The 20,965-nt window shown below is 65.9% G+C and carries 15 protein-coding genes and 1 other RNA gene; 8 read left to right on the forward strand and 8 right to left on the reverse strand.

Annotated elements, in window-relative coordinates; genetic code table 11:
• Window positions 1-39 precede the first annotated feature (39 nt).
• From serC to gyrA, 3 genes are all read right to left on the reverse strand, one after another.
• The gene (serC, locus tag LIN44_RS13880) at window positions 40-1,197 is read right to left on the reverse strand and encodes a 3-phosphoserine/phosphohydroxythreonine transaminase (protein ID WP_227312564.1); all 1,158 of its coding nucleotides are present in this window, start codon (window positions 1,195-1,197) and stop codon (window positions 40-42) included.
• A gap of 160 nt (window positions 1,198-1,357) precedes the next feature.
• Window positions 1,358-1,921 (reverse strand): DUF2059 domain-containing protein, encoded by a 564-nt coding sequence (locus LIN44_RS13885; RefSeq protein WP_092308167.1) that lies wholly within the window; start codon window positions 1,919-1,921, stop codon window positions 1,358-1,360.
• Window positions 1,922-2,015: 94 nt separating this feature from the next.
• Window positions 2,016-4,703: a DNA gyrase subunit A gene (gene gyrA / locus LIN44_RS13890; protein ID WP_227312565.1), complete on the reverse strand. Its 2,688-nt coding sequence runs from the start codon at window positions 4,701-4,703 to the stop codon at window positions 2,016-2,018.
• A gap of 434 nt (window positions 4,704-5,137) precedes the next feature.
• On the opposite strand from gyrA, the gene ompA reads away from it, so the two are divergent.
• The 6 genes from ompA (at window position 5,138) to LIN44_RS13920 (ending at window position 9,725) form a co-directional block, all read left to right on the forward strand.
• Complete coding sequence (ompA, locus tag LIN44_RS13895; RefSeq protein WP_012352078.1) at window positions 5,138-5,791, forward strand: outer membrane protein OmpA; 654 nt, start codon at window positions 5,138-5,140, stop codon at window positions 5,789-5,791.
• Window positions 5,792-5,906: 115 nt separating this feature from the next.
• On the forward strand, window positions 5,907-6,665 hold the full coding sequence (gene ubiG, locus LIN44_RS13900) for a bifunctional 2-polyprenyl-6-hydroxyphenol methylase/3-demethylubiquinol 3-O-methyltransferase UbiG (RefSeq protein WP_227312566.1): 759 nt from the start codon (window positions 5,907-5,909) through the stop codon (window positions 6,663-6,665).
• Window positions 6,662-7,336 carry a phosphoglycolate phosphatase gene (gene gph / locus LIN44_RS13905; protein WP_227312567.1) on the forward strand — a complete coding sequence of 225 codons (675 nt, stop codon included), beginning with the start codon at window positions 6,662-6,664 and terminating at the stop codon, window positions 7,334-7,336. The genes ubiG and gph overlap by 4 nt, the downstream gene beginning before the upstream one ends.
• A gap of 85 nt (window positions 7,337-7,421) precedes the next feature.
• Window positions 7,422-7,780, forward strand: a transfer-messenger RNA (tmRNA) gene (gene ssrA, locus LIN44_RS13910).
• Window positions 7,781-8,189: 409 nt separating this feature from the next.
• Entirely contained in the window at window positions 8,190-9,212 is a 1,023-nt protein-coding gene (locus LIN44_RS13915; RefSeq protein WP_227312568.1) for a fimbrial protein, read from the forward strand.
• Window positions 9,213-9,323: 111 nt separating this feature from the next.
• Window positions 9,324-9,725, forward strand: a complete 402-nt coding sequence (locus LIN44_RS13920; RefSeq protein ID WP_227314402.1) for a hypothetical protein — start codon at window positions 9,324-9,326, stop codon at window positions 9,723-9,725.
• 15 nt (window positions 9,726-9,740) lie between these two features.
• Here the strand turns inward: LIN44_RS13920 and LIN44_RS13925 are convergent, their stop codons facing one another.
• On the reverse strand, window positions 9,741-10,241 hold the full coding sequence (locus LIN44_RS13925; RefSeq protein WP_227312569.1) for a DUF1854 domain-containing protein: 501 nt from the start codon (window positions 10,239-10,241) through the stop codon (window positions 9,741-9,743).
• Window positions 10,231-12,525 carry an ABC transporter ATP-binding protein gene (locus LIN44_RS13930; protein ID WP_227312570.1) on the reverse strand — a complete coding sequence of 765 codons (2,295 nt, stop codon included), beginning with the start codon at window positions 12,523-12,525 and terminating at the stop codon, window positions 10,231-10,233. The genes LIN44_RS13925 and LIN44_RS13930 overlap by 11 nt, the downstream gene beginning before the upstream one ends.
• Window positions 12,526-12,763: 238 nt before the next feature.
• On the opposite strand from LIN44_RS13930, the gene cphA (LIN44_RS13935) reads away from it, so the two are divergent.
• Window positions 12,764-15,397, forward strand: a complete 2,634-nt coding sequence (cphA, locus tag LIN44_RS13935; RefSeq protein ID WP_227312571.1) for a cyanophycin synthetase — start codon at window positions 12,764-12,766, stop codon at window positions 15,395-15,397.
• 43 nt (window positions 15,398-15,440) lie between these two features.
• On the forward strand, window positions 15,441-18,011 hold the full coding sequence (gene cphA, locus LIN44_RS13940; RefSeq protein ID WP_227312572.1) for a cyanophycin synthetase: 2,571 nt from the start codon (window positions 15,441-15,443) through the stop codon (window positions 18,009-18,011).
• 205 nt (window positions 18,012-18,216) lie between these two features.
• Here cphA (LIN44_RS13940) and LIN44_RS13945 read toward each other — a convergent pair whose 3' ends face one another.
• The 3 genes from LIN44_RS13945 to LIN44_RS13955 form a co-directional block, all read right to left on the reverse strand.
• Window positions 18,217-18,876 (reverse strand): amino acid ABC transporter permease, encoded by a 660-nt coding sequence (locus LIN44_RS13945; protein WP_092308151.1) that lies wholly within the window; start codon window positions 18,874-18,876, stop codon window positions 18,217-18,219.
• A 109-nt stretch (window positions 18,877-18,985) separates the two neighbouring features.
• Complete coding sequence (locus LIN44_RS13950) at window positions 18,986-19,807, reverse strand: transporter substrate-binding domain-containing protein (RefSeq protein WP_227312573.1); 822 nt, start codon at window positions 19,805-19,807, stop codon at window positions 18,986-18,988.
• A gap of 194 nt (window positions 19,808-20,001) precedes the next feature.
• A complete protein-coding gene (locus LIN44_RS13955) occupies window positions 20,002-20,913 on the reverse strand; it encodes a glutamate/aspartate ABC transporter substrate-binding protein (protein ID WP_227314403.1) in 912 nt (303 codons plus the stop codon).
• Window positions 20,914-20,965: the final 52 nt, after the last annotated feature.

Consider the following 20,965-nt stretch of genomic DNA (forward strand, 5'->3'; position numbering starts at 1 on the left):
CGTGCCGGCATGCGCGCGCCCGCCAAGCGGGAATGCGCGTCAGGCGGAGGTCCGCTCGAACTCGCGCATGAATTCGATCAGCGCCATCACGCCCTCGAGCGGCATGGCGTTGTAGATGCTGGCGCGCATGCCGCCCACGGTCTTGTGCCCCTTCAGCTGCACCAGGCCGTTGGCCCGCGCCTGCTGCAGGAAGGCCTCGTTGCGCGATTCGTCGCCCAGGAAGAACGGCACGTTCATGCGCGAGCGGCAGCTGGGGTGGATTTCGTTGCGATAGAAATCGCTCTGGTCGAGGTAGTCGTACAGCGCCGACGCCTTGGCGATATTGCGCTGTTCGATCGCGGGTACGCCACCCTGGCGCTTGAGCCACTGGAACACCAGGCCGGCGACATAGATCGCATAGGTCGGCGGGGTGTTGTACATCGAGTTGTGCTCGGCCACCAGGCGCCAGTTGAATGCCGACGGGCACAGCGGATGGGCATGGCCGATCAGGTCCTCGCGCACGATCACGATGGTGACGCCGGCCGGGCCGATGTTCTTCTGCGCGCCGCCGTAGACGACCTGCACGCGCGACCAGTCGATGGGCCGCGACAGGATATGGCTGGAAGCATCCGCCACCACGACGCGGTCGCCCTTGACCTGGCCGATATCGGGAATCTGCTGGAACTCGACGCCGACGATGGTCTCGTTGGTGCACAGGTGCACGTAGCCGGCATCGTCCGACAGCTTCCACTCGGCCACGTCGGGAATGCGATGGTATTTCTGTGCCTCGCTGCTCGCCGCGATATTGACCGCGCCATAGCGGCGGGCTTCCTGCTCGGTCTTGACCGACCAGGTGCCGGTAACGACAAAGTCGGCCTTGGCTGCGTCGGCATGGCGCAGGCGCATCAGGTTCAGCGGCACGATGCCGTTTTCGCCGATGGCGCCGCCCTGCAGGAACAGCACGCGGTAGTTGGCGGGAATATGCAGCAGCTCGCGCAGGTCGGCGATGGCCTGGTTGTGGATGCCTTCGAATTCGCGGCTGCGGTGGCTCATCTCCATCACCGACACCCCGGTCCCGCGCCAGGACAGCATCTCCTCGGCGGCCTGCTGCAGCACTTCGGCGGGCAGCGCCGCCGGGCCGGGCGAGAAGTTGTAGACGCGTTCGGCCAATGCACGCTGCATCATGCCGGCAAGAGCGGGATTCTGGGGATCGTTCATGAGACGGGGGGAAAGAAAAATGGCTGCCGGTGTTACCCAAGCAGCCATTATCCCTCAAACCCGCGCCCCGTTGGGCGCCCGGGGCAGCCCCCGGGTTGCCGCGCCCGCCCGAACGCTGCCGGGCGCGCGGCAGGCGGATCCGTTGCGGATCACGCCGGCATCACTTCGAAGCGGCGGTGATTTCCTTCTCGGCGGCGTCGCGCATCGACTTGCCGACCTGCGGGCCGTACTTCTGCATCATCGAGCCCCAGATTTCCTGCGTTGCCTTGCCCTGGTTGGCCATGAACTTCTGGCCGGTCGGCGACTTCAGGAAGGTGGTCAGGTCCTTCAGTTCCTGCGTGGTGTAGTACTTGCCGAAGGCATCGTAGTGCGCCTGGATGGCATCCTTGCGGAAGCCATCGGTGGTGAACGCGGTGCCGGCGCCGTCCACGACGCGCTGGACCGCGCCGTTCTTCTTCAGCTTTTCAACCGCGGCCTGCTTCTGCTTGTCGCTCAGGGTCTTGTTTTCGACCAGCACCTGCTCGAGGACCAGCGGCGCTTCCTGCTTGGCGCCTTGCTGCCAGTTCTCGGCCTGGCCCTTTACAGCCTGGTCTGCCTGCATGACGGAAAGCAGTTCCTTGATGGCTGCCGTCTTTTCCGCGTCCTGGGCGTGGGCATGCTGCGCCATCATGAAGGTCGGGACAAAAGCAGCCAGAACAGCGATACGTCGATAGGTTTTGAGCATTGTGACTCCCTGGTAAATACGTCCGTTTTAGTCCGGACAGCCGCGAGGCGAGTTCCGGCTGGCGTCCTATTGTTGCAACAATTTACGTTTGGTCTTAAGGATTCGCGTCGGCATCCGCACCTGCGGCACCTTCAGTGCCCTCGGCGCCTTCCGCGCCCTCGGCCTCGTCCGGCTCCTCGCCATTGCCGCCGTTGTCGGCATCGCTTTCGACGATGCGCTGCAGCCCGGACAGCTTGGTGCCCTCGTCCACGTTGATCAGCGTGACACCCTGGGTGGCGCGGCCCATTTCGCGGATTTCCGCCACCCGCGTACGGATCAGCACGCCGCCAGTGGTGATCAGCATGATTTCGTCTTCGGGCGAAACCAGTGCAGCAGCCACCACACGGCCATTGCGCTCGCTCGTCTGGATCGCAATCATGCCCTTGGTGCCACGGCCGTGTCGAGTGTACTCGGCGATCGGCGTGCGCTTGCCATAGCCGTTCTCGGTCGCGGTCAGCACGCTGCCGCGCACGCCCGTGTCAGCCGTCTCTTCAGCGGTCTCGGCCGGCGCCACCAGCATCGCGATCACGGCCTGGCCGTCGTCCAGGTTCATGCCGCGCACGCCGCGCGCCTGCCGGCCCATCGGACGCACATCGTTCTCGTCGAAGCGCACGGCCTTGCCAGCGTCCGAGAACAGCATCACGTCGTGCTGGCCGTCCGTCACCGCCGCACCGATCAGATAGTCGCCCTCGTCAAGGTCGACCGCGATGATGCCGGCCTTGCGCGGATTGGAGAACTCGGTCAGCGCGGTCTTCTTGACCGTGCCGCGCGCGGTCGCCATGAAGATGAAGTGCTCGGCGTCAAACTGACGCACCGGCAGGATGACATTGATCTTCTCGCCTTCCGACAGCGGGAACATGTTGACGATCGGCCGCCCGCGCGAGTTGCGTGAACCCTGCGGCACTTCGTAGACCTTCAGCCAGTAGAGCCGGCCGCGGTTGGAGAAGCACAGGATGTAATCGTGGGTGTTGGCCACGAACAGCGTGTCGATCCAGTCGTCTTCCTTGGTCGCCGCCGCCTGCTTGCCCCGCCCGCCGCGCTTCTGGGCGCGGTATTCGGAGATCGGCTGGCTCTTCATATAGCCGCTGTGCGACAGCGTGACCACCATGTCCTGCGGGGTGATCAGGTCCTCGGTATCCAGTTCGGTCGCGTTCAGCTCGATCTGGGAACGGCGCTCATCGCCGAATTCGGCGCGGATCGACGTCAGTTCGTCGATGATGATGGTGGTAATGCGTTCCGGGCGCGCCAGGATATCGAGCAGGTCGGCGATTTCCGCCATGATGTCGCGATATTCCTGGACGATCTTGTCCTGTTCGAGGCCGGTGAGGCGTTGCAGGCGCATTTGCAGGATTTCCTGCGCCTGGCCGTCCGACAGCCGGTACAGGCCGTCGGCCTGCATGCCGAAAATCGCCGGCAATCCGTCCGGCCGGTACGAAGCGCGCCCGCCCGGGGTTTCGCCTTCCGCGCGGGCCAGCATTTCGCGGACCAGCGCCGAATCCCATGCCTTGCTCATCAGTTCCTGCTTGGCGATCGGGGGCGTCGGCGCAGCCTTGATGATGGCAATGAACTCGTCGATGTTGGCCAGCGCCACGGCCAGGCCTTCCAGCACATGGCCGCGTTCGCGGGCCTTGCGCAGCTCGAACACCGTGCGGCGGGTCACCACCTCGCGGCGGTGCGCCAGGAAGTACTCGAGCATCTGGCGCAGGTTCAGCAGGCGCGGCTGGCGGTCGACCAGCGCCACCATGTTCATGCCGAATGTGTCCTGCAGCTGGGTGTTCTTATATAGGTTGTTGAGGACGACCTCGGGCACCTCGTTGCGCTTGAGCTCGATCACCACCCGCATGCCGGACTTGTCCGACTCGTCGCGGATGTCCGAGATGCCTTCGATCTTCTTTTCGGTGACCAGCTCGGCGATGCGCTCCAGCAGGGTGCGCTTGTTGACCTGGTAAGGCAGCTCGTCGACGATGATGGCCTGGCGCTGGCCGCGGTCGATATCCTCGAAGTGCGTCTTGGCGCGCATCACCACGCGGCCGCGACCGGTGCGGTAGCCTTCGCGCACGCCCTGAATGCCATAGATAATGCCGGCGGTCGGAAAATCCGGAGCCGGAATCAATTCAATCAGCTCGTCCACGGTCGCCTGCGGATTGCGCAGCAGGTGCAGACAACCATCGACGATTTCATTCAGGTTATGCGGCGGGATATTGGTGGCCATGCCCACCGCAATACCCGACGAACCATTGATTAGCAGATTGGGAATACGCGCCGGCAGAATCGAGGGCTCTTTTTCAGAGCCGTCGTAGTTGCTGTCGAAATCGACGGTTTCCTTGTCGATGTCATGCAGCATCTCGTGGGCGATTTTCGACAGCCGGATTTCGGTATAACGCATGGCCGCGGCGTTATCGCCGTCGACGGAACCGAAATTGCCCTGGCCATCGACCAGCATGTAGCGCAGCGAGAAATCCTGCGCCATGCGCACGATGGTGTCGTAGACTGCGGTATCGCCGTGCGGATGGTACTTACCAATCACATCGCCGACGATACGGGCTGACTTCTTGTAGGCGCGGTTCCAGTCGTTATTGAGCTCGTGCATCGCATACAGCACGCGCCGGTGCACCGGTTTCAGGCCGTCCCGGACGTCAGGAAGCGCGCGCCCGACGATCACGCTCATGGCGTAATCCAGGTAGGAGCGGCGCATTTCCTCTTCTAGGGAGACCGGAAGGGTTTCTTTTGCGAATGGATCCATTGCGGCGTGGTTTATGCGGCAGGTTTAAGCGAATGACAGGCCCTTTGGCACGCGGCGCCGGTGGGCGCCTGACGGCTGGGCAACGTGCCATTCTAACATGCCGGCACCCCCTCCCCGCGGCTCTCCGGACAGGCCTCGCGGGCGCCTGCGCAGGCCCGCACTAAAACCCGGAATCCCTGATGCCACAAGGCTTTGCGGGCGACACAAGACCCATGTTGCACAAACACCACAGGCCCAAAACCCATGCGGCGAATCGAATATATTTACTTCTTAGGAAACGACCCTTGTGGCACAATTCCCCAGCGAAGAGCCAGACATTGTTCGAAGTGGAGCATCCGCCACATCGAGAATGTTATACTCCGAAGAATGTATGACTTGTTTTCGTCCATTTGCTCGCAGTAACCCTGCGGTGATCTCATCCTGAGAGGAGAAATATGAAAAAATTTGCCAAGCTCGCGCTCGTTGCAGCTACCGCAGTAATGGCTGCATCCGCTCAAGCTCAGTCCGTCCCTTATGAAAAGAAGGCAGTGAACGACAACTGGGGCAACGGTACGAGCGAGTACGTGTGGAAGAATGGCACGAACGAGCTCTGCTGGCGCGACAGCTCCTGGACCCCGGCCACGGCCAACGCGCTGTGCGACGGCGCCCTGGCTCCGGCCGTTGCGGCACCGGCCCCGGCTCCGGTGGCTCCGCCGGTCGTCTCGAGCGAGAAGGTCACTTTCGCTGCTGACACCCTGTTCGACTTCGACAAGGCTGTGCTGAAGCCCGAAGGCAAGGCCAAGCTGGACGACCTGGTCTCCAAGCTGCAAGGCATCACCCTGGAAGTCATCATCGCCGTTGGCCACACCGACTCGTTCGGCTCGGACAAGTACAACGATCGCCTGTCGATCCGCCGCGCTGAATCGGTCAAGGCTTACCTGGTGAGCAAGGGCGTTGAAGCCAACCGCGTCTACACCGAAGGCAAGGGCAAGCGCCAGCTGAAGGTTGATCCGAAGTCGTGCAAGGGCAACCGCAAGTCGCAGATCGCCTGCCAGCAGCCGAACCGCCGCGTGGAAGTCGAAGTGGTCGGCACCCGCAGCGCACGTTAATCGGAACCCTTCCGATCCAAGAAGCCCAGCGCAAGCTGGGCTTTTTTTTTGGTACAGTTGCCCGGACTGTCCCTTCCTTCACCCGCCGCGGCCAGTGCCGCCGGACCCGCATACGATGACGTTGCAATCGCAAACCCTCCCCGCAGCCGACGCCGCCAGCCAGCACCCGCCGCGCCGGAATGCCGACCCCAAGGAAATCGATAAATTCAGCGAACTGGCCCACCGCTGGTGGGATCCGCAGAGCGAGTTCAAGCCGCTGCACGAGCTGAACCCGCTGCGCCTGGGCTGGATCGATGGCATCGCCGGGCTGGCGGGCAAGCGGGTGGTCGACGTGGGCTGCGGCGGTGGCATCCTGTCCGAGAGCATGGCCCGCCTTGGCGCCACCGTGCGCGGCATCGATCTCTCCAGCAAGGCGCTGAAGGTGGCCGACCTGCACAGCCTGGAGTCCGGCGTTGCCGTGACCTACGAGGAGATCGCCGCCGAAGCACTGGCGGCGCGCGAGCCGGCCAGCGTGGATGTGGTGACTTGCATGGAAATGCTCGAACACGTGCCGGATCCGGCGTCGATCGTGCGAGCGTGCGCGACGCTGGTGCGGCCGGGTGGCCATGTGTTCTTCTCGACCATCAACCGCAACCTGAAGGCGTACCTGCTGGCCATCGTCGGCGCCGAATACGTGCTGAACATGCTGCCGCGCGGCACCCACGACTACGAAAAGTTCATCACGCCTTCCGAACTGGCCCGCTTTGCGCGCCAGGCCGGGCTGGACCTGGTCGAGATGCGCGGCATGACCTACAACCCGCTGTCGCAGGTCTATACGCTGGGCCGCGACACGGACGTAAATTACCTGATGGCGTTCCGCCGGGTGGCGGCATGAGCGCGGCGATCGCAGGGGTCTTCTTCGATCTCGACGGCACCCTCGCCGACACCGCGCCGGACCTGGCCGCCGCGGCGAACCGGCTGGTGGTCGAACGCGGCCGCCCGCCCGTGGCCTACGACAAGCTGCGCCCCGTCGCCTCGCATGGCGCGCGCGGACTGCTGGGCGCCGCCTTTGGCCTGCGCCCGGAAGACGCGGAATTCCCGGCGCTGCGCGATATCTTCCTGGATTACTACGAAGCCGACATCGCGGTGCACACCCGCCTGTTCGACGGCATGCCGCAGGTGCTGGCCGCGCTCGAGGCGGCGGGCATCCCGTGGGGGATCGTGACGAACAAGATCGCGCGCTTCACGGTGCCGCTGGTCGCCGCGATCGGCCTGGCGCCCCGCGCCAGCGCCGTGGTCAGCGGCGACACCACGCCGCACGCCAAGCCGCATCCCGCCCCGCTGCTGCATGCCGCCGCCAGCGCCGGCGTCGACCCGCGCCGCTGCGTCTATGTGGGCGACGACCTGCGCGACATCCAGGCCGGCAAGGCCGCCGGCATGATCACCGTGACCGCGGCCTATGGCTACTGCGGCGACGGCGATCCGCCCGAAGCCTGGGGTGCGGACCACCTGATCCGCCACCCTGCGGAGCTGATCCCGCTGCTGGTGCCGGCCGCGATCGCCTGAAAGTGCGCTGGCAGTATCCGGGCACCCAGCCTGGAACTCCCCAAGACAGCTTGCGTCCAACCGGGTACAATCCAGCTTCCTCACTGGGGCCGACCTGGTTTCGACGTGGGTTACAAAGCAGTGGAGGGCATACCGAGGACCCGTCACCTCGTTAATCAATGGGAATGCAATAACTGCTAACGACGAACGTTACGCACTGGCAGCCTAAGGGCCGCCGTCCTCGCACTGGCTCGCTGACGGGCTAGGGTCGCAAGACCACGCGAGGTCATTTACGTCAGATAAGCTCCGGAAGTGTCACGGGTCCGGAGACGAAAATTTAGTGACTCGCCGTCGTAGAGCGTGTTCGTCCGCGATGCGCCGGTTAAATCAAATGACAGAACTAAGTATGTAGAACTCTCTGTGGAGGGCTTGCGGACGCGGGTTCGATTCCCGCCGGCTCCACCAACATTCACTCCGGAGACCTCCTCCGAAGTCCGGAAACCCGTGATAGCCAAGGCTTCACGGGTTTTTTCTTTGCCCGGCGCCGCCCCAGACATGCGCCGGGCAAAAACAACATCCCCAGATTTGGGGATGCCGGGCGCGCCACGCCGGCCGATGATGCGATGCGGGCGATCCGCGACTCGCCCGCTGCCACTTCGAGCCCTCGTCCACCCGGCCGAGGGCTTTTTCTTTTGGTGCGCCGGCCAGGGACGGGAAAATTTCCGACCGCAAAATAAGCCAAGCCTTATCGCTTCACGAGTGAGCGAGTCCTATCGTAGCAAGGAACTTTGACCGGCATGCCGCTGGTTGTCACTGGCTGGATCCCCGCGCCCCGCGGGAGTTTGGCGACGCAAGCCGCATCCCTGACCCTGCTATGAACCGAACCCAACTGTTCCATCTCCTGCGCCGCTGGCTGGTCGTGGTGGCATGCTTCGCGGCACCGCACCTTGCCCATGCGAAATGCACCGCCACGCCATCGCTACCTTATGACCAGCCCCTCAACAGCATGGCCATCGCGGTCAACCTTGCCGAGGACAGCACGATTCCCGGAACGGTGCGCAGCTACCAGTTCAGCGGCAGCTGCACCGAGGTACTGCCCTGGGTGGTGCCCGGCGCCCCGATCATCTCGTGCTACTACGGATCCGGTACCGAAGTGAAGCCAGGCATCTATTCCACCGGCGTCCCGGGTGTCGGCATCCGCCTGCGCAATGCCGCCGGCCAGCCGATGACCAATGCTTCGGGCGTCTGGTGCGACACCCGCGCGGCCAACCTGGGCCACCTCAATCCGGACCTGACGTATTCCGTGTCGGTGACGATCGAGCTCGTCAAGACCGGGCCGATTTCGACCGGTAACCTCGACCCCGCCCAGACCCGCTTTGGTTTCGGCGTCTATAACGGGTCGGTGGAAGGCGCGCTGGGCGGCACGGGCAACCGCGACAACTACATCGGCTTTTCCGGCACCATCGCAACGCGCGAAATCGCCTGCAATGTCTTCGCCCCCACCACAGTGAACCTGCCGGCGATCAGCGCCAGAACGCTCGCCACGCAGGGCTCCGGCGGCAACACGCCGTTCGCCATCCAGCTGAGCTGCGATAGCGCGGCGATTGTCGGCGTGACGCTGGACGGCGCTGCCGGCACGCCGGTGATATCGGCCCCGGCCGGCATCCTGGGATTCAGCAATGCCGGGACCGCAGGCGCGGCGAGCGGCGCGGGCGTGCAGATCGTCAATGCCAGCGGCACCGCGCCAGTACCGCTGCAGGTGCGCAATGCCATGGGCAGCATCCAGGCCAACGTGCCCGCCACCTATCGCTTCGGCGCGCGCTATGCCAGCCTCGGCGGCACCCCTGCGCCAGGCAACGTCACCAGTTCGATGGTGTTTACGCTGGACTACCAGTAACGCTGCCAGCCAGCGCGATCGCGGCAGTGACGTACCGGAGGCATGGTTCGTCGCTACATCCCGGAATCGAAGGACTACAATAGCCCGCTGCAGTCCTTCAAGGCTTTCGCGATGTCCGACCATCCCCGCTTCACCATCAACCGCTCCATGATCGCCCTGGTCCCGGAGCAGCCGTTCCTGGACTGGATCCAGGCGGTCGACCCGCAGCCCGTGGCCGGCCTGACGCTGGAGCAGGTGCGCGAAGACCAGAGCGTGTTCCTGCTGCCCGAAGAACTCGCCGACACGCACGAGAACGCCGTGCGCTGGGTCGAGAAGCGCTGGCAGGACTTCTTCGAATTCATGCTCGGCGAATGGTTCGACGACTCGGCGTGGCCCGAGGAACTGTCGCTGCAGATGTTTCGCGAGTGGTTCAGCGTGCGCTATCACTCGATGGTGTTCGACATGGCACCCGACGTGCCGGTGATGCACGACGACTGGGACGACGACGACGATTCGTCCGAACTGCTGCACTGATCTCCCGGCCGCCCCTCAGAGGAAGCGGTCCAGTATCTTGCGGCTGTGCTTGTCCAGCGCCATCAGGTCGCGGATCAGGTAGTGGATGCCGTGCGTGTCCGAGATCAGCAGCGTGCTGCCGGCCAGGCGGCGGATCGCTTCTTCGCCGCGCAGCACCAGGTCGGTCTGGCCACGGTCGGTCTTGACCGTCCACACGCTCGGCGTGGCATAGGTCGACACACTGACGATGCGCTCGATTTCCGGCATGAACTCGCGCGAGGCCAGCTCCGCCTCGATCATGTCGCGCTCGGCGATCGGCAGGTCTTCCAGCCGCGGAATCCATACCACCTCGTGCCCGTCGGCGCTCATCATGCCGATGCCGCCTTGCGGCGCCGAGATCGGGAAGGCGCGCACCGGCACCACGCCTTCATGGACGGTGCCGTCCTCGGCGATCAGCACCAGGCGGCCGAACGGGTTGCGGTCCAGCGTGAACACAGGGGTCGGCGCAGCGGCGGCAGCGGCAATGTCATTGGGCATGGGCAGTCTCCGGGATCTGGATGGCCTCTTCGGCGTCGTCGTCTTCGGTATCGACATTGCGCGCCTGCGCCTGGTAAAGCTTGTAGTACGCGCCTTCGCGCAGCAGCAGTTCGTCGTGGCTACCCACTTCGACGATCTGGCCGCGGTCCATCACCACCAGCCGGTCGGCCTTGCGCAGCGTCGACAGGCGGTGCGCAATGGCAATGGTGGTACGGCCCTGCACCAGGTTGTCGAGCGCCTTCTGGATTTCCTTCTCGGTGGCGGTGTCGACCGACGATGTAGCCTCGTCCATGATCAGGATGCGCGGGTTGATCAGCAGCGCGCGCGCAATCGAAATACGCTGGCGTTCGCCACCGGACAGCGCCTGGCCGCGCTCGCCGACCAGCGAGTCATAGCCGTGCGGCAGCCGCAGGATGAACTCATGCGCATGCGCGGCCCGCGCTGCGGCAATGATCTGTTCACGCGTGGCGTCCGGCTTGCCGTAGGCGATGTTGTCGGCAATCGTGCCGAAGAACAGGAACGGCTCCTGCAGCACCAGGCCGATATGGCGGCGATACTCCGATACCGGCAGCGAGCGGATATCGACCCCGTCGACCCGGATCGCGCCCTCGGAGACATCGTAGAAGCGGCAGATCAGGTTGACCAGCGTGCTCTTGCCCGAGCCGCTGTGGCCGACCAGCCCGATCATCTCGCCCGGCGCAATCGACAGGTTCAGCCCGCGGATCACCGCACGGTTGCCGTAGCGGAAGCCCAGGTCGCTCATGTCGATGGCGCCCTCGACCCGGTCCAGCCGGGCCGGCCGCGCCGGCTCCGGCACGCTCGACACATGGTCGAGGATGTCGAAGATGCGCTTGGCGCCGGCGGCGGCCTTCTGCGTGACCGAGACGATCCGGCTCATCGAATCCAGCCGCGTATAGAAGCGGCTGATATAGGTCAGGAACGCCACCAGCACGCCCACGGTAATGGCGCTGTGCGATACCTGCCAGATGCCGAACACCCACACGATCAGCAGCCCGATCTCGGTCAGCAGCGTCACCGTCGGCGTGAACAGCGACCAGACCGCGTTGACGCGGTCGTTGATCGCCAGGTTGTGCTTGTTGGCCTCGCGGAAGCGCGTGACTTCGCGCTTCTCCTGTGCGAACGCCTTGACCACGCGGATGCCGGGAATGGTGTCGGCCAGCACGTTGGTGATCTCCGACCAGATCCGGTCGATCTTCTCGAAGCCATGACGCAGCCGGTCGCGCACCAGGTGGATCATCCACGCGATAAAGGGCAACGGGACCAGCGTCACCAGTGCCAGCCACGGGTTGATCGAGACCAGGATCACCGCCGTCATCAGGATCATCAGCACGTCGGTGGCGAAGTCCAGCAAATGCAGCGACAGGAACACGCAGATGCGGTCGCTTTCCGAGCCGATGCGCGCCATCAGGTCGCCGGTGCGCTTGCCGCCGAAATACTCGAGCGACAGCTTTAGCAAATGTTCATAGGTGGTGGTGCGCAGATCGGCGCCGATGCGCTCCGACACCCGCGCCAGCAGGTAGGTGCGCGCCCATCCCAGCGACCACGCCACCAGTGCCGCCACGAGCAAGCCGGCCAGGTACAGGCGCACCAGCGCATAGTCGATCGGCACGCCGTTCTGGAACGGGATCAGCACCTTGTCCATCAGCGGCATGGTCAGGTACGGCGGCACCAGCGTGGCGGCGGTCGACAGCAGTGTCAGGAAAAAACCGCCCAGCAGCTGCCAGCGGTAGGGCCGGGCAAAGCGCCACAGCCGCAGCAGTGCCCAGGTCGACGGCGGCGTCTCGAGTTCCCGGCTGCATTGAGGGCACTGTTCCTCGTCCGGTGGCAGCGGCGCCTTGCAGGTCGGGCACAGCACCTCACCCGCCACGGCGGCCGGGCGCGAACCGGCGGCATCGCGCTGGGCTTCGAACTGGTCCGCCAGCCGCAAGGCCGCGGGATTGTAACCAAGCGTGTATCGCCAGGTGGCGAGCCGGCCTGCCGGGCCGCTCAGTTCCAGCGTGCCCACCCCCGCATGGTCGGTATGCGACAGGCGCAGCGCCGGGGCGATGTTCCATTCCCGCACATTTTTTTCGCCGGGGGCGCGGGCGACGATGCGCTGGTCGGTCACAACCAGCCACCCTTGGGTAAAATGCAGCCTCGCGTCGAGGTCCAGTGCCAGTCCGGCCAGGACAGTCTCGCCGGGTCGGAGCCACGATCCGGCTTCAGCCCGCCAGGGTTCATCGGCGGCAGTGGCGGTAGGGACAGGCAGGGAGGACTGGGTCATGGATGGCGCGGCGTGCGTCCAGGGATTGCGGACATAACTTGAAACAATTTAGGCTGGGCACGCGCTGGCGGCCCGCGAATTCGCCCGCAGTATACATAACGACGAACGCGCGGGTAGCCCTGATGCATTGCACAATCACTTTTACACCAAGAAAGTCAACCCGCTTCGTGCTGTAACGTTACTGAAAGGTTAGGCTTCCATTTCTCGGGCGTTCCGCCCACTGCCTCAAGCTAATTCAATGAAAAAGAAGGACATTGAGATTTTCGATGTCATGTCGCTGCGCGGCCCGAATATGTGGACATATCGGCCCGTTCTGGAGGCATGGGTCGATATCGGGGAACTGGAGGACTTTCCCTCCAACACGATTCCGGGGTTCTACGAGCGCCTGTCGGCCTGGCTGCCATCGCTGATCGAGCACCGCTGCAGCATCGGCGAGCGCGGCGGCTTCCTGCAGCGGCTGAAGGAAGGCACCTGGCCGGGCCATATCCTGGAACACGTGACGCTTGAGCTGCAAAACCTGGCGGGGATGCCGGGCGGCTTCGGCAAGGCGCGCGAAACGCCGGTGCGCGGCGTGTACAAGGTGATCGTGCGCGCCTGGCACGAGCAAGTCACCCGCGCCGCGCTGTTCGCCGCGCGCGACCTGGTGATGGCGGCGATCGAAGACCGTCCTTACGACGTCCCCGCCACCGTGGACCACCTGCGTCGCCTGGTCGACAAGCATTGCCTGGGTCCCAGCACCGCCTGCATCGTCGATGCCGCGGACGACCGCGACATCCCGGCGATCCGCCTGTCGGACGGCAACCTGGTGCAACTGGGCTACGGCGCGCGCCAGCGCCGCATCTGGACCGCCGAGACCGACCGCACCAGCGCGATCGCCGAGAGCATCTCGCGCGACAAGGACCTGACCAAGAGCCTGCTGGAGTCCTGTGGCGTGCCGGTGCCGGAAGGCCGCCTGGTCGAGTCGCCGGAAGACGCCTGGGATGCCGCCGAGGACATCGGCGTGCCGGTGGTGGTAAAGCCCTATGACGGCAACCATGGCCGCGGCGTCTTCACCAACCTGATGACCCGCGAGGAAGTGGAAACCGCCTATGGCGTGGCCCTCGACGAAGGCAGCGGCGTCATCGTCGAGCGCTTCATCCCGGGCAACGAGCACCGCCTGCTGGTGGTGGGCGGCCGCCTGGTGGCCGCGGCCATGGGCGAGACCGCCAGCGTGGTCGGCGACGGCAAGTCCACCATCGACGAGCTGATCGAGCTGCAGATCAATTCCGATCCGCGCCGCGGCAGCACCGAGGACCACCCGCTCAACCGCGTGCGGCTGGACTCCGCCGCGCGGCTGGAGCTGAAGCGCCAGGGCATGGATGGCAGCTCGGTGCCGCCGGAAGGCCGCTCCGTGCTGATCCAGCGCAACGGCAACGTCGCCTTCGACGTCACCGACCGCGTGCACCCCAGCGTGGCCGCGCATGCGGCGCTGGCCGCGCGCGTGGTGGGGCTGGATATTGCCGGCGTCGACCTGGTGGCCGAGGACATCTCGCGCCCGCTGCACGAACAGCGCGGCGCCATCGTCGAAGTCAACGCCGGCCCCGGCCTGCTGATGCATATCAAGCCCGCCGAGGGCACGCCGCGCCCGGTGGGCCGCGCCATCGTCAACCACCTGTTCCCGGAGTCGGAAGACGACCAGGGCCGTATCCCGGTGGTGGGCGTGACCGGCACCAACGGCAAGACCGTGGTGGCACGGCTGGTAGCGCGCCTGCTGCAGCTGTCGGGCAAGCATACCGGCCTGGCCTGCAGCGACGGCCTGTTCCTGGACCGCCGCCTGGTCGAAAGCGGCGACCGCGCCAACTGGGAAGCCGGCCACCGCATCCTGATGAACCGCGCGGTCGAGGCCGCCGTGTTCGAGAACGACAGCGGCAGCATCCTGTCCGAGGGCCTGGCCTATGACCGCTGCCAGGTCGGCGTGGTCACCAACTTCGACCAGCCCGACCACCTCGGCGACTATTACGTCGAAGACGAAGACCGCATGTACAACGTGCTGCGCACCCAGGTCGACGTGGTGCTGCAGAACGGCGCCGCCGTGCTCAACGCGCGCGACGAGCGCCTGGTCGAGATGGCCGAGCTGTGCGACGGCGACGTGATCTTCTTCGGCCTGACCCCGGAGCTGCCCGCGATCGTCTCGCACCGCGCCGCGGGCAAGCGCGCGGTGTACGTGCGCGAAGGCAAGATCGTGCTGGCCACCGGCAGCAGCGAGACCGCGCTGGTCGACGTGGCCGCGGTGCCGCTGACCTACGCCGGCCGCGTCGCGTTCCAGATCGAGAACGTGCTGGCCGCCGTCGCCGCCGGCTGGGCGCTGGGCATCTCGAATGACCTGATCCGCGCCGGCGTGGTGACCTTCGATGTGGGCCAGGTCGACGTGCCGGGCCGCTTCACGCTGTTCGAGCGCAACGGCGCCACGGTGGTGGTCGACGACGCCCACAACGCCCCCGCGCTGGAAGCGCTGGCGACCGCGCTGGAGCGCTTCCCCGCCGAGCGCCGCATGGTGGTCTACGGCGCCGGCGTGCAGCGCCGCGACGACGACCTGGTGCGCCAGGGCAAGGCCCTGGGCCAGCATTTCGACCGCGTGTTCCTGTGCGAGGACCGCAGCGTCAAGCGCGCCCTGCCCGACGCCGAGGCGCGCGCGCTGCTCAAGCAGGGCCTGTACGAAGGCCGGCGCGTGACCAAGATCATCGACGAAGGCACGCGCGCCAGCGCCATCGAAGCCGCCCTGAGCCAGCTGGTGCCGGGCGACCTGCTGGTGCTGCAGTGCGACGAGGCCGCCACCGGCGCCACCGTCGACCTGGTGCACCACTGGATGGGCCAGCCTGCCCGCCGCGCCTGACGCCCCCAGCCAAACCGCGCATAGAAGACACGGAAACCGTTCTATGGAAGTCTCCCGTATCCGGGCCCTGCGGGGCCCGAACCTGTGGTGCCGCCACACCGCCATCGAGGCGATCGTGGTCTGCCAGGACACCGCCAACATGCTGTCGGCCCTGCCCGGCTTCGAAGACCGGCTGCGCGCCCGCTTCCCCGAGATCGGGCCGCTGCGCCCGGACGAGGAATCGGTCGAGCTGTCGCTGGCCCACGTGCTGGAAGTGACCGCGCTGCGCCTGCAGGCCGCCGCCGGCTGCCCGGTGACGTTCAGCCGCACCGCGCAGACGGTCGAGCCCGGCATCTACCAGGTGATCGTGCAATACAGCGAGGAAGAGGTCGGCCGGCTCGCCTTCGAGCTGGCCGAAGCGCTGTGCAATGCCGCGCGCCACGATACCCCGTTCGACCTCGCCGACGCGCTGCACCGCCTGCGCGAGCTGGACGAGGACGTGCGCCTGGGACCGAGCACCGGCTCGATCGTCTACGCCGCGGTCGCGCGCGGCATCCCGTACCGGCGCCTGACGCAGGGCTCGATGGTGCAGTTCGGCTGGGGCAGCAAGCAACGCCGCATCCAGGCGGCCGAGACCGACCGCACCAGCGCCGTGGCCGAATCGATCGCGCAGGACAAGGAACTGACCAAGAGCCTGCTGCACGCCGCCGGCGTGCCGGTGCCGCTGGGCCGCTCGGTGCGCAGCGCCGAGCAAGCCTGGGCCGCGGCGCAGGAGATCGACGCGCCGGTGGTGGTCAAGCCGCGCGACGGCAACCAGGGCAAGGGCGTGGCGGTGCGCATCCGCACCCGCGAGGAAGTGATGACGGCCTACGAGGTCGCCTCGGATATCAGCTCGGACGTGATCGTCGAGCGCTATATCCCCGGCCACGATTTCCGCCTGCTGGTGGTCGGCAAGCAGCTGGTCGCGGCGGCGCGCCGCGATCCGCCGCAGGTCATCGGCGACGGCGTGCATACCGTGCGCCAGCTGGTCGAGGAAGTTAACCGCGACCCGCGCCGCGGCGAAGGCCATGCCACCTCGCTGACCAAGATCCGCTTCGACGACATCGCGCTGGCCACGCTGGCCAAGCAGAACCTGACCGCCGATTCCGTGCCGGCCGCCGGCACGCGCGTGGTGCTGCGCAACAACGCCAACCTGTCCACCGGCGGCAGCGCCACCGACGTGACCGACGACGTCCACCCCGACATCGCCGCGCGCGCTGTTGCCGCCGCGCAGATGGTGGGCCTGGACATCGCCGGCGTCGACGCGGTCTGCGAGACCATGCTCAAGCCGTTCGAGGAACAGGCCGGCGGCATCGTCGAAGTCAACGCCGCGCCGGGCCTGCGCATGCACCTGCAGCCGTCCTACGGCAAGGGCCGCGCGGTCGGCGAAGCCATCGTCTCGACCATGTTTGCCGACGGCGACGACGGCCGCATCCCGGTGGTGGCGGTGTCGGGCACCAACGGCAAGACCACCACGGTGCGGCTGATCACCCATATCATGGCCAGCAGCGGCCTGCGCATGGGCATGACCGGCACCGACGGCGTCTATATCCAGGGCGAGCGCATCGACACCGGCGACTGCAGCGGCCCGCGCAGCGCGCGCAACGTGCTGCTGCACCCCGATGTGGACGCCGCCGTGTTCGAAACCGCGCGCGGCGGCCTGCTGCGCGAGGGCCTGGCCTTCGACCGCTGCGACGTGGCGGTGGTGACCAACGTCGGCGAAGGCGACCACCTGGGCCTGTCCTACATCAACTCGGTGGAAGACCTGGCGGTGCTCAAGAGCGTGATCGTGCAGAACGTCGCGCCGCACGGCATGGCCGTGCTCAACGCCGCCGACCCGATGGTGGTGCGCATGGCCGACGCCTGCCCCGGCAGCGTCACCTTCTTCGCGCACGATCCCGACCAGCCCGCCATGGCCACGCACCGCGCGCAGGGCAAGCGCGTGGTGTTCGTCGACGGCGCCGACATCGTCGCCGCCGAAGGCGATGCCGAAGTGCGCATCGCGCTGGCGGAGATCCCGCTAACGCGCAACGGCACCATCGGCTTCCAGGTCGAGAATGCGATGTCGTCGATCGCCGCCGCGTGGGCGCTGGGCATCGACTGGTCGGTGATCCGCCGCGGGCTGGCCACCTTCGTCAACGATGCGCAGACCGCGCCCGGACGCTTTAATGTGTTCGATTACCGCGGCGCCACGCTGATCGCCGACTACGGCCACAACCCGGATGCCATCCTGGCGCTGTGCAACGCGATCGAATCCATCCCGGCCAAGCGGCGGGTGGTGGTGATCAGCGGCGCCGGCGACCGCCGCGACGACGACATCCGCCGCCAGACCCAGATCCTGGGCGGCGTGTTCGATGAGGTCGTGCTGTACCAGGACCAGTGCCAGCGCGGCCGCGCCGACGGCGAAGTGCTGGCGCTGCTGCGCGAAGGCCTGCAGGGCGCGCAACGCGCCAGCCAGGTCGAGGAAATCCGCGGCGAATTCCTGGCCATCGATACCGCGCTGTCGCACTTGCAGCCGGGCGACCTGTGCCTGATCCTGGTGGACCAGGTGGAAGAGGCGCTGGGGCATATCGCCGGGCGCATCGCGCAGGGATAGCGACAGCACTTCGTCGACACGCTTGCCCTCACCCCAACCCTCTCCCGCAAGCGGGAGAGGGAGCACACAGCCGGGACTTGAAACGACTCGGTCATCTGAAATGGCGCTGGTTTGCTCCCCTCTCCCGCTTGCGGGAGAGGGGCGGGGGTGAGGGCGGGCGCTTCTGGTGGCGTGGTGCCTTGCTAAACCACTCCGCGCCCTGCCGTCAATGCCGCCCCGGCAGCGCCAACCTCCGCTCCAGCCGGTGCTGCAGCCCCGACAACCCCGTGCTCAACACCCAGTAAATCGCCGCGACCGCCAAATACAGCGGCAACGGCTGGTAGGTGGCGGCGATCACCTCCTGCGCCGTGCGCAGCAGTTCGGTGACGGTGATGACCGATACCAGCGAGGTATCCTTGATCAGGCTGATCAGGCTGTTCGACAGGCTCGGCACCGCCAGCCGCAGCGCCTGCGGGCCCACCACATAGCGCAGCGCCTGCGCCGGCGTCAGGCCCAGGCTGTACGCGGCCAGCCACTGCCCGCGCGCGACGCCGAGGATGGCGCCGCGCATGCTCTCCGACAAATACGCGCCGACGTTCAGGCTCAATGTCAGCACGCCCGCTGGCGTCGGTTCCAGCGCGATGCCGATGCCGGGCAGCCCGTAGTAGACCACGAAGATCTGCACCAGCAGCGGCGTGCCGCGCATGATGCTGACGTAACTGCGCGCCACCGCCTTGAGCGCACGGCTATGGCTGATGCCCATCAGCGCCACCACCGTGCCCAGCATCAGCCCGAACACCATCGACCACAACGCGAACTTGATGGTCAGCAGCGTGCCCTGCAGCAGCACGGGCAGGGAATCGATGACGAGCTGGAGAGCGGGCATGGCGGGGCGGCGGGAAAAGGATCAGCAATGAAAGACACAAAGCAAAGCGGCGCGGCAGCCATGCAGGCCGCCGCGCCGCGACATGATACCGCCCTGCTTGCCGGCCGGCTTACTTGATCGGCTTGCCGGCGGGCTTGGTCACATCGGTGCCGAACCACTTCACCGACAGCTTGCCAAGCGTGCCGTCCTTGGCCAGGTCCTCCAGCGCATGGTTGATGGCCTGCGCGAACTTGGGGTTGTCCTTGCGGAACGGGATCGCCACCTGGGTGGTGGCACCCGCCACGATCGCGCCCGGCCGCAGCGGCAGGTTGGCGGTCTTGACCAGGTACGCGACCATCAGCCGGTCGTTCAGCGCGGCGTCGACGCGCTGTGCCGCCAGGTCGCGCAGGTACTCCGGCGCGCCGGGATAGGTCTTGACCTCGATGCCGGCCACGGACTTGGCCAGGTCGTTGTAGTTGCTGCCCAGGCTGACGCCGAGCTTGTGGCCCTTCAGGTCTTCCAGCGATTTGAACTGGCGCTTGTCGTCCTTGCGCTGGATCAGTTGCGCATCCGAGTAGACATAGGGCGTGGAAAAATCGAGCACCTGCTGGCGCTGCGGGGTGACGTTGACCTGGTTGACGATCACGTCGAACTTGCCCGCCTGCAGGCCGGCGATGATGCCGCTCCATTCGGTAGTGACGAACTCCGGCTTGACGCCGAGCTTGGCCGCCACCGCCCGTGCCACGTCGACATCGAAGCCTTCCAGCTCGTTCTTTGCGCCACGGAAACCGAACGGAGGATAGGTGCCCTCCAGCCCGATCTTCAGCACGCCGGCCTGCTTGACGGTGTCGAGCAGGTCGGCGGCATGGGCCGCGGTGGCCGCCAGGCCGGCGCCGGCCACCAGGGAAGCGGCCAGCAGGGATTTGAACCAGCCAGTACGAAGCGATCGCATATGTTCTCCAGTCGATGCGGATAAGCAGTGTGGGGCAGCGCCGGCCGGCCTCTTTTGGAGGGCCGCCGGCTGTTGTGCTGCTATGAGCCTATATCGGGCTCAACACTACCGCAAACACTATCGAATGCTAAATATCGATTCATCATGGCTAAATAACCGCGAGGCCCGGTTCCGCTCCCGCCGGCTACCCCGCCCTACTGGTAGGCCTTGTCGTTGGGCGCCGCGAACAGCGCCTTCATGTCGGCCGACAGCGGATAGTTCATGTTGATGCCGCGCGGCGGAATCGGCGACATGAACCACTTGTTGTACAGCTTCTCGGCGCGGCCGCTGGTCTGCAGGTCGGCGATCACGCCGTCGGCCAGCTTCTTGAACGAAGGATCGTCCTTGCGGAACATGCAGGCGTAGTTCTCGGTCTGCAGCGGCGCGCCCACCACCACCCAGTCGGCGGCGTTCTTGGCCTTGGTGCGCTCGCCGTACAGCAGCGGCTCGTCCATCACGAACGCCGCGGCTCGGCCGGTTTCCAGGATCAGGAAGGACTGGCCGTGGTCCTTGGTGCTGATCAGGTTCATGTTCATGGCCTTCTCGCCGTTCATCTTGACCAGCAGGCGCTCGCCGGTGGTGCCGGCGGTGGTGACCACGTTGCGGTCCTTCAGGTCGGCAAACTCCTTCACGCCCGAATCCTTCTTGGTCAGCATCTTGATGCCGTAGACGAACAGGCTGTTGGAAAACGCCACCTGCTTCTGCCGCTCGAGGTTGTTGGTGGTGCTGCCGCATTCGATGTCGATGGTGCCGTTCTGCACCAGCGGGATCCGGTTCTGCGAGGTGATCGGCGTCAGCCGCACCTGCAGGTTCGGCATCTTCAGCTCGCTTTTCACCTTGTCGACGATCTGCAGCAGGATCTCATGCGAGTAGCCCATGACCTCCTTGCCGTCGGTGTACGAGAACGGGATCGACGATTCGCGATAGCCGAGCGAGATCACGCCGCTGTCCTTGATCTTCTTCAGCGTGTCGCCGTCGGCAGCATGGGCGGCGCCGGCCGCAAGCAGCAGCGTGGCGGCCGCAAGCGCGCGGCGGGTAATGGATCGGTGGGGGTGCAGCGTTTGCATGTGGCGCTCCTTGTCGTGGGGCTTGGTCATCGAGGCATGCTTCATGAACATC

Origin of the sequence: Cupriavidus sp. MP-37 (assembly GCF_020618415.1) — a bacterium.
GTDB lineage: Bacteria > Pseudomonadota > Gammaproteobacteria > Burkholderiales > Burkholderiaceae > Cupriavidus.

Coding starts and splice junctions, on each gene's coding strand:
- cphA (WP_227312571.1), top strand. CDS start 12,764: ATGAAAAAGAAGGACATTGAGATTTTCGATGTCATGTCGCTGCGCGGC.
- gyrA (WP_227312565.1), bottom strand. CDS start 4,703: ATGGATCCATTCGCAAAAGAAACCCTTCCGGTCTCCCTAGAAGAGGAA.
- LIN44_RS13950 (WP_227312573.1), bottom strand. CDS start 19,807: ATGCGATCGCTTCGTACTGGCTGGTTCAAATCCCTGCTGGCCGCTTCC.
- LIN44_RS13930 (WP_227312570.1), bottom strand. CDS start 12,525: ATGACCCAGTCCTCCCTGCCTGTCCCTACCGCCACTGCCGCCGATGAA.
- LIN44_RS13920 (WP_227314402.1), top strand. CDS start 9,324: ATGTCCGACCATCCCCGCTTCACCATCAACCGCTCCATGATCGCCCTG.
- gph (WP_227312567.1), top strand. CDS start 6,662: ATGAGCGCGGCGATCGCAGGGGTCTTCTTCGATCTCGACGGCACCCTC.
- LIN44_RS13945 (WP_092308151.1), bottom strand. CDS start 18,876: ATGCCCGCTCTCCAGCTCGTCATCGATTCCCTGCCCGTGCTGCTGCAG.
- ompA (WP_012352078.1), top strand. CDS start 5,138: ATGAAAAAATTTGCCAAGCTCGCGCTCGTTGCAGCTACCGCAGTAATG.
- LIN44_RS13885 (WP_092308167.1), bottom strand. CDS start 1,921: ATGCTCAAAACCTATCGACGTATCGCTGTTCTGGCTGCTTTTGTCCCG.
- ubiG (WP_227312566.1), top strand. CDS start 5,907: ATGACGTTGCAATCGCAAACCCTCCCCGCAGCCGACGCCGCCAGCCAG.
- cphA (WP_227312572.1), top strand. CDS start 15,441: ATGGAAGTCTCCCGTATCCGGGCCCTGCGGGGCCCGAACCTGTGGTGC.
- LIN44_RS13955 (WP_227314403.1), bottom strand. CDS start 20,913: ATGCAAACGCTGCACCCCCACCGATCCATTACCCGCCGCGCGCTTGCG.
- serC (WP_227312564.1), bottom strand. CDS start 1,197: ATGAACGATCCCCAGAATCCCGCTCTTGCCGGCATGATGCAGCGTGCA.
- LIN44_RS13925 (WP_227312569.1), bottom strand. CDS start 10,241: ATGCCCAATGACATTGCCGCTGCCGCCGCTGCGCCGACCCCTGTGTTC.
- LIN44_RS13915 (WP_227312568.1), top strand. CDS start 8,190: ATGAACCGAACCCAACTGTTCCATCTCCTGCGCCGCTGGCTGGTCGTG.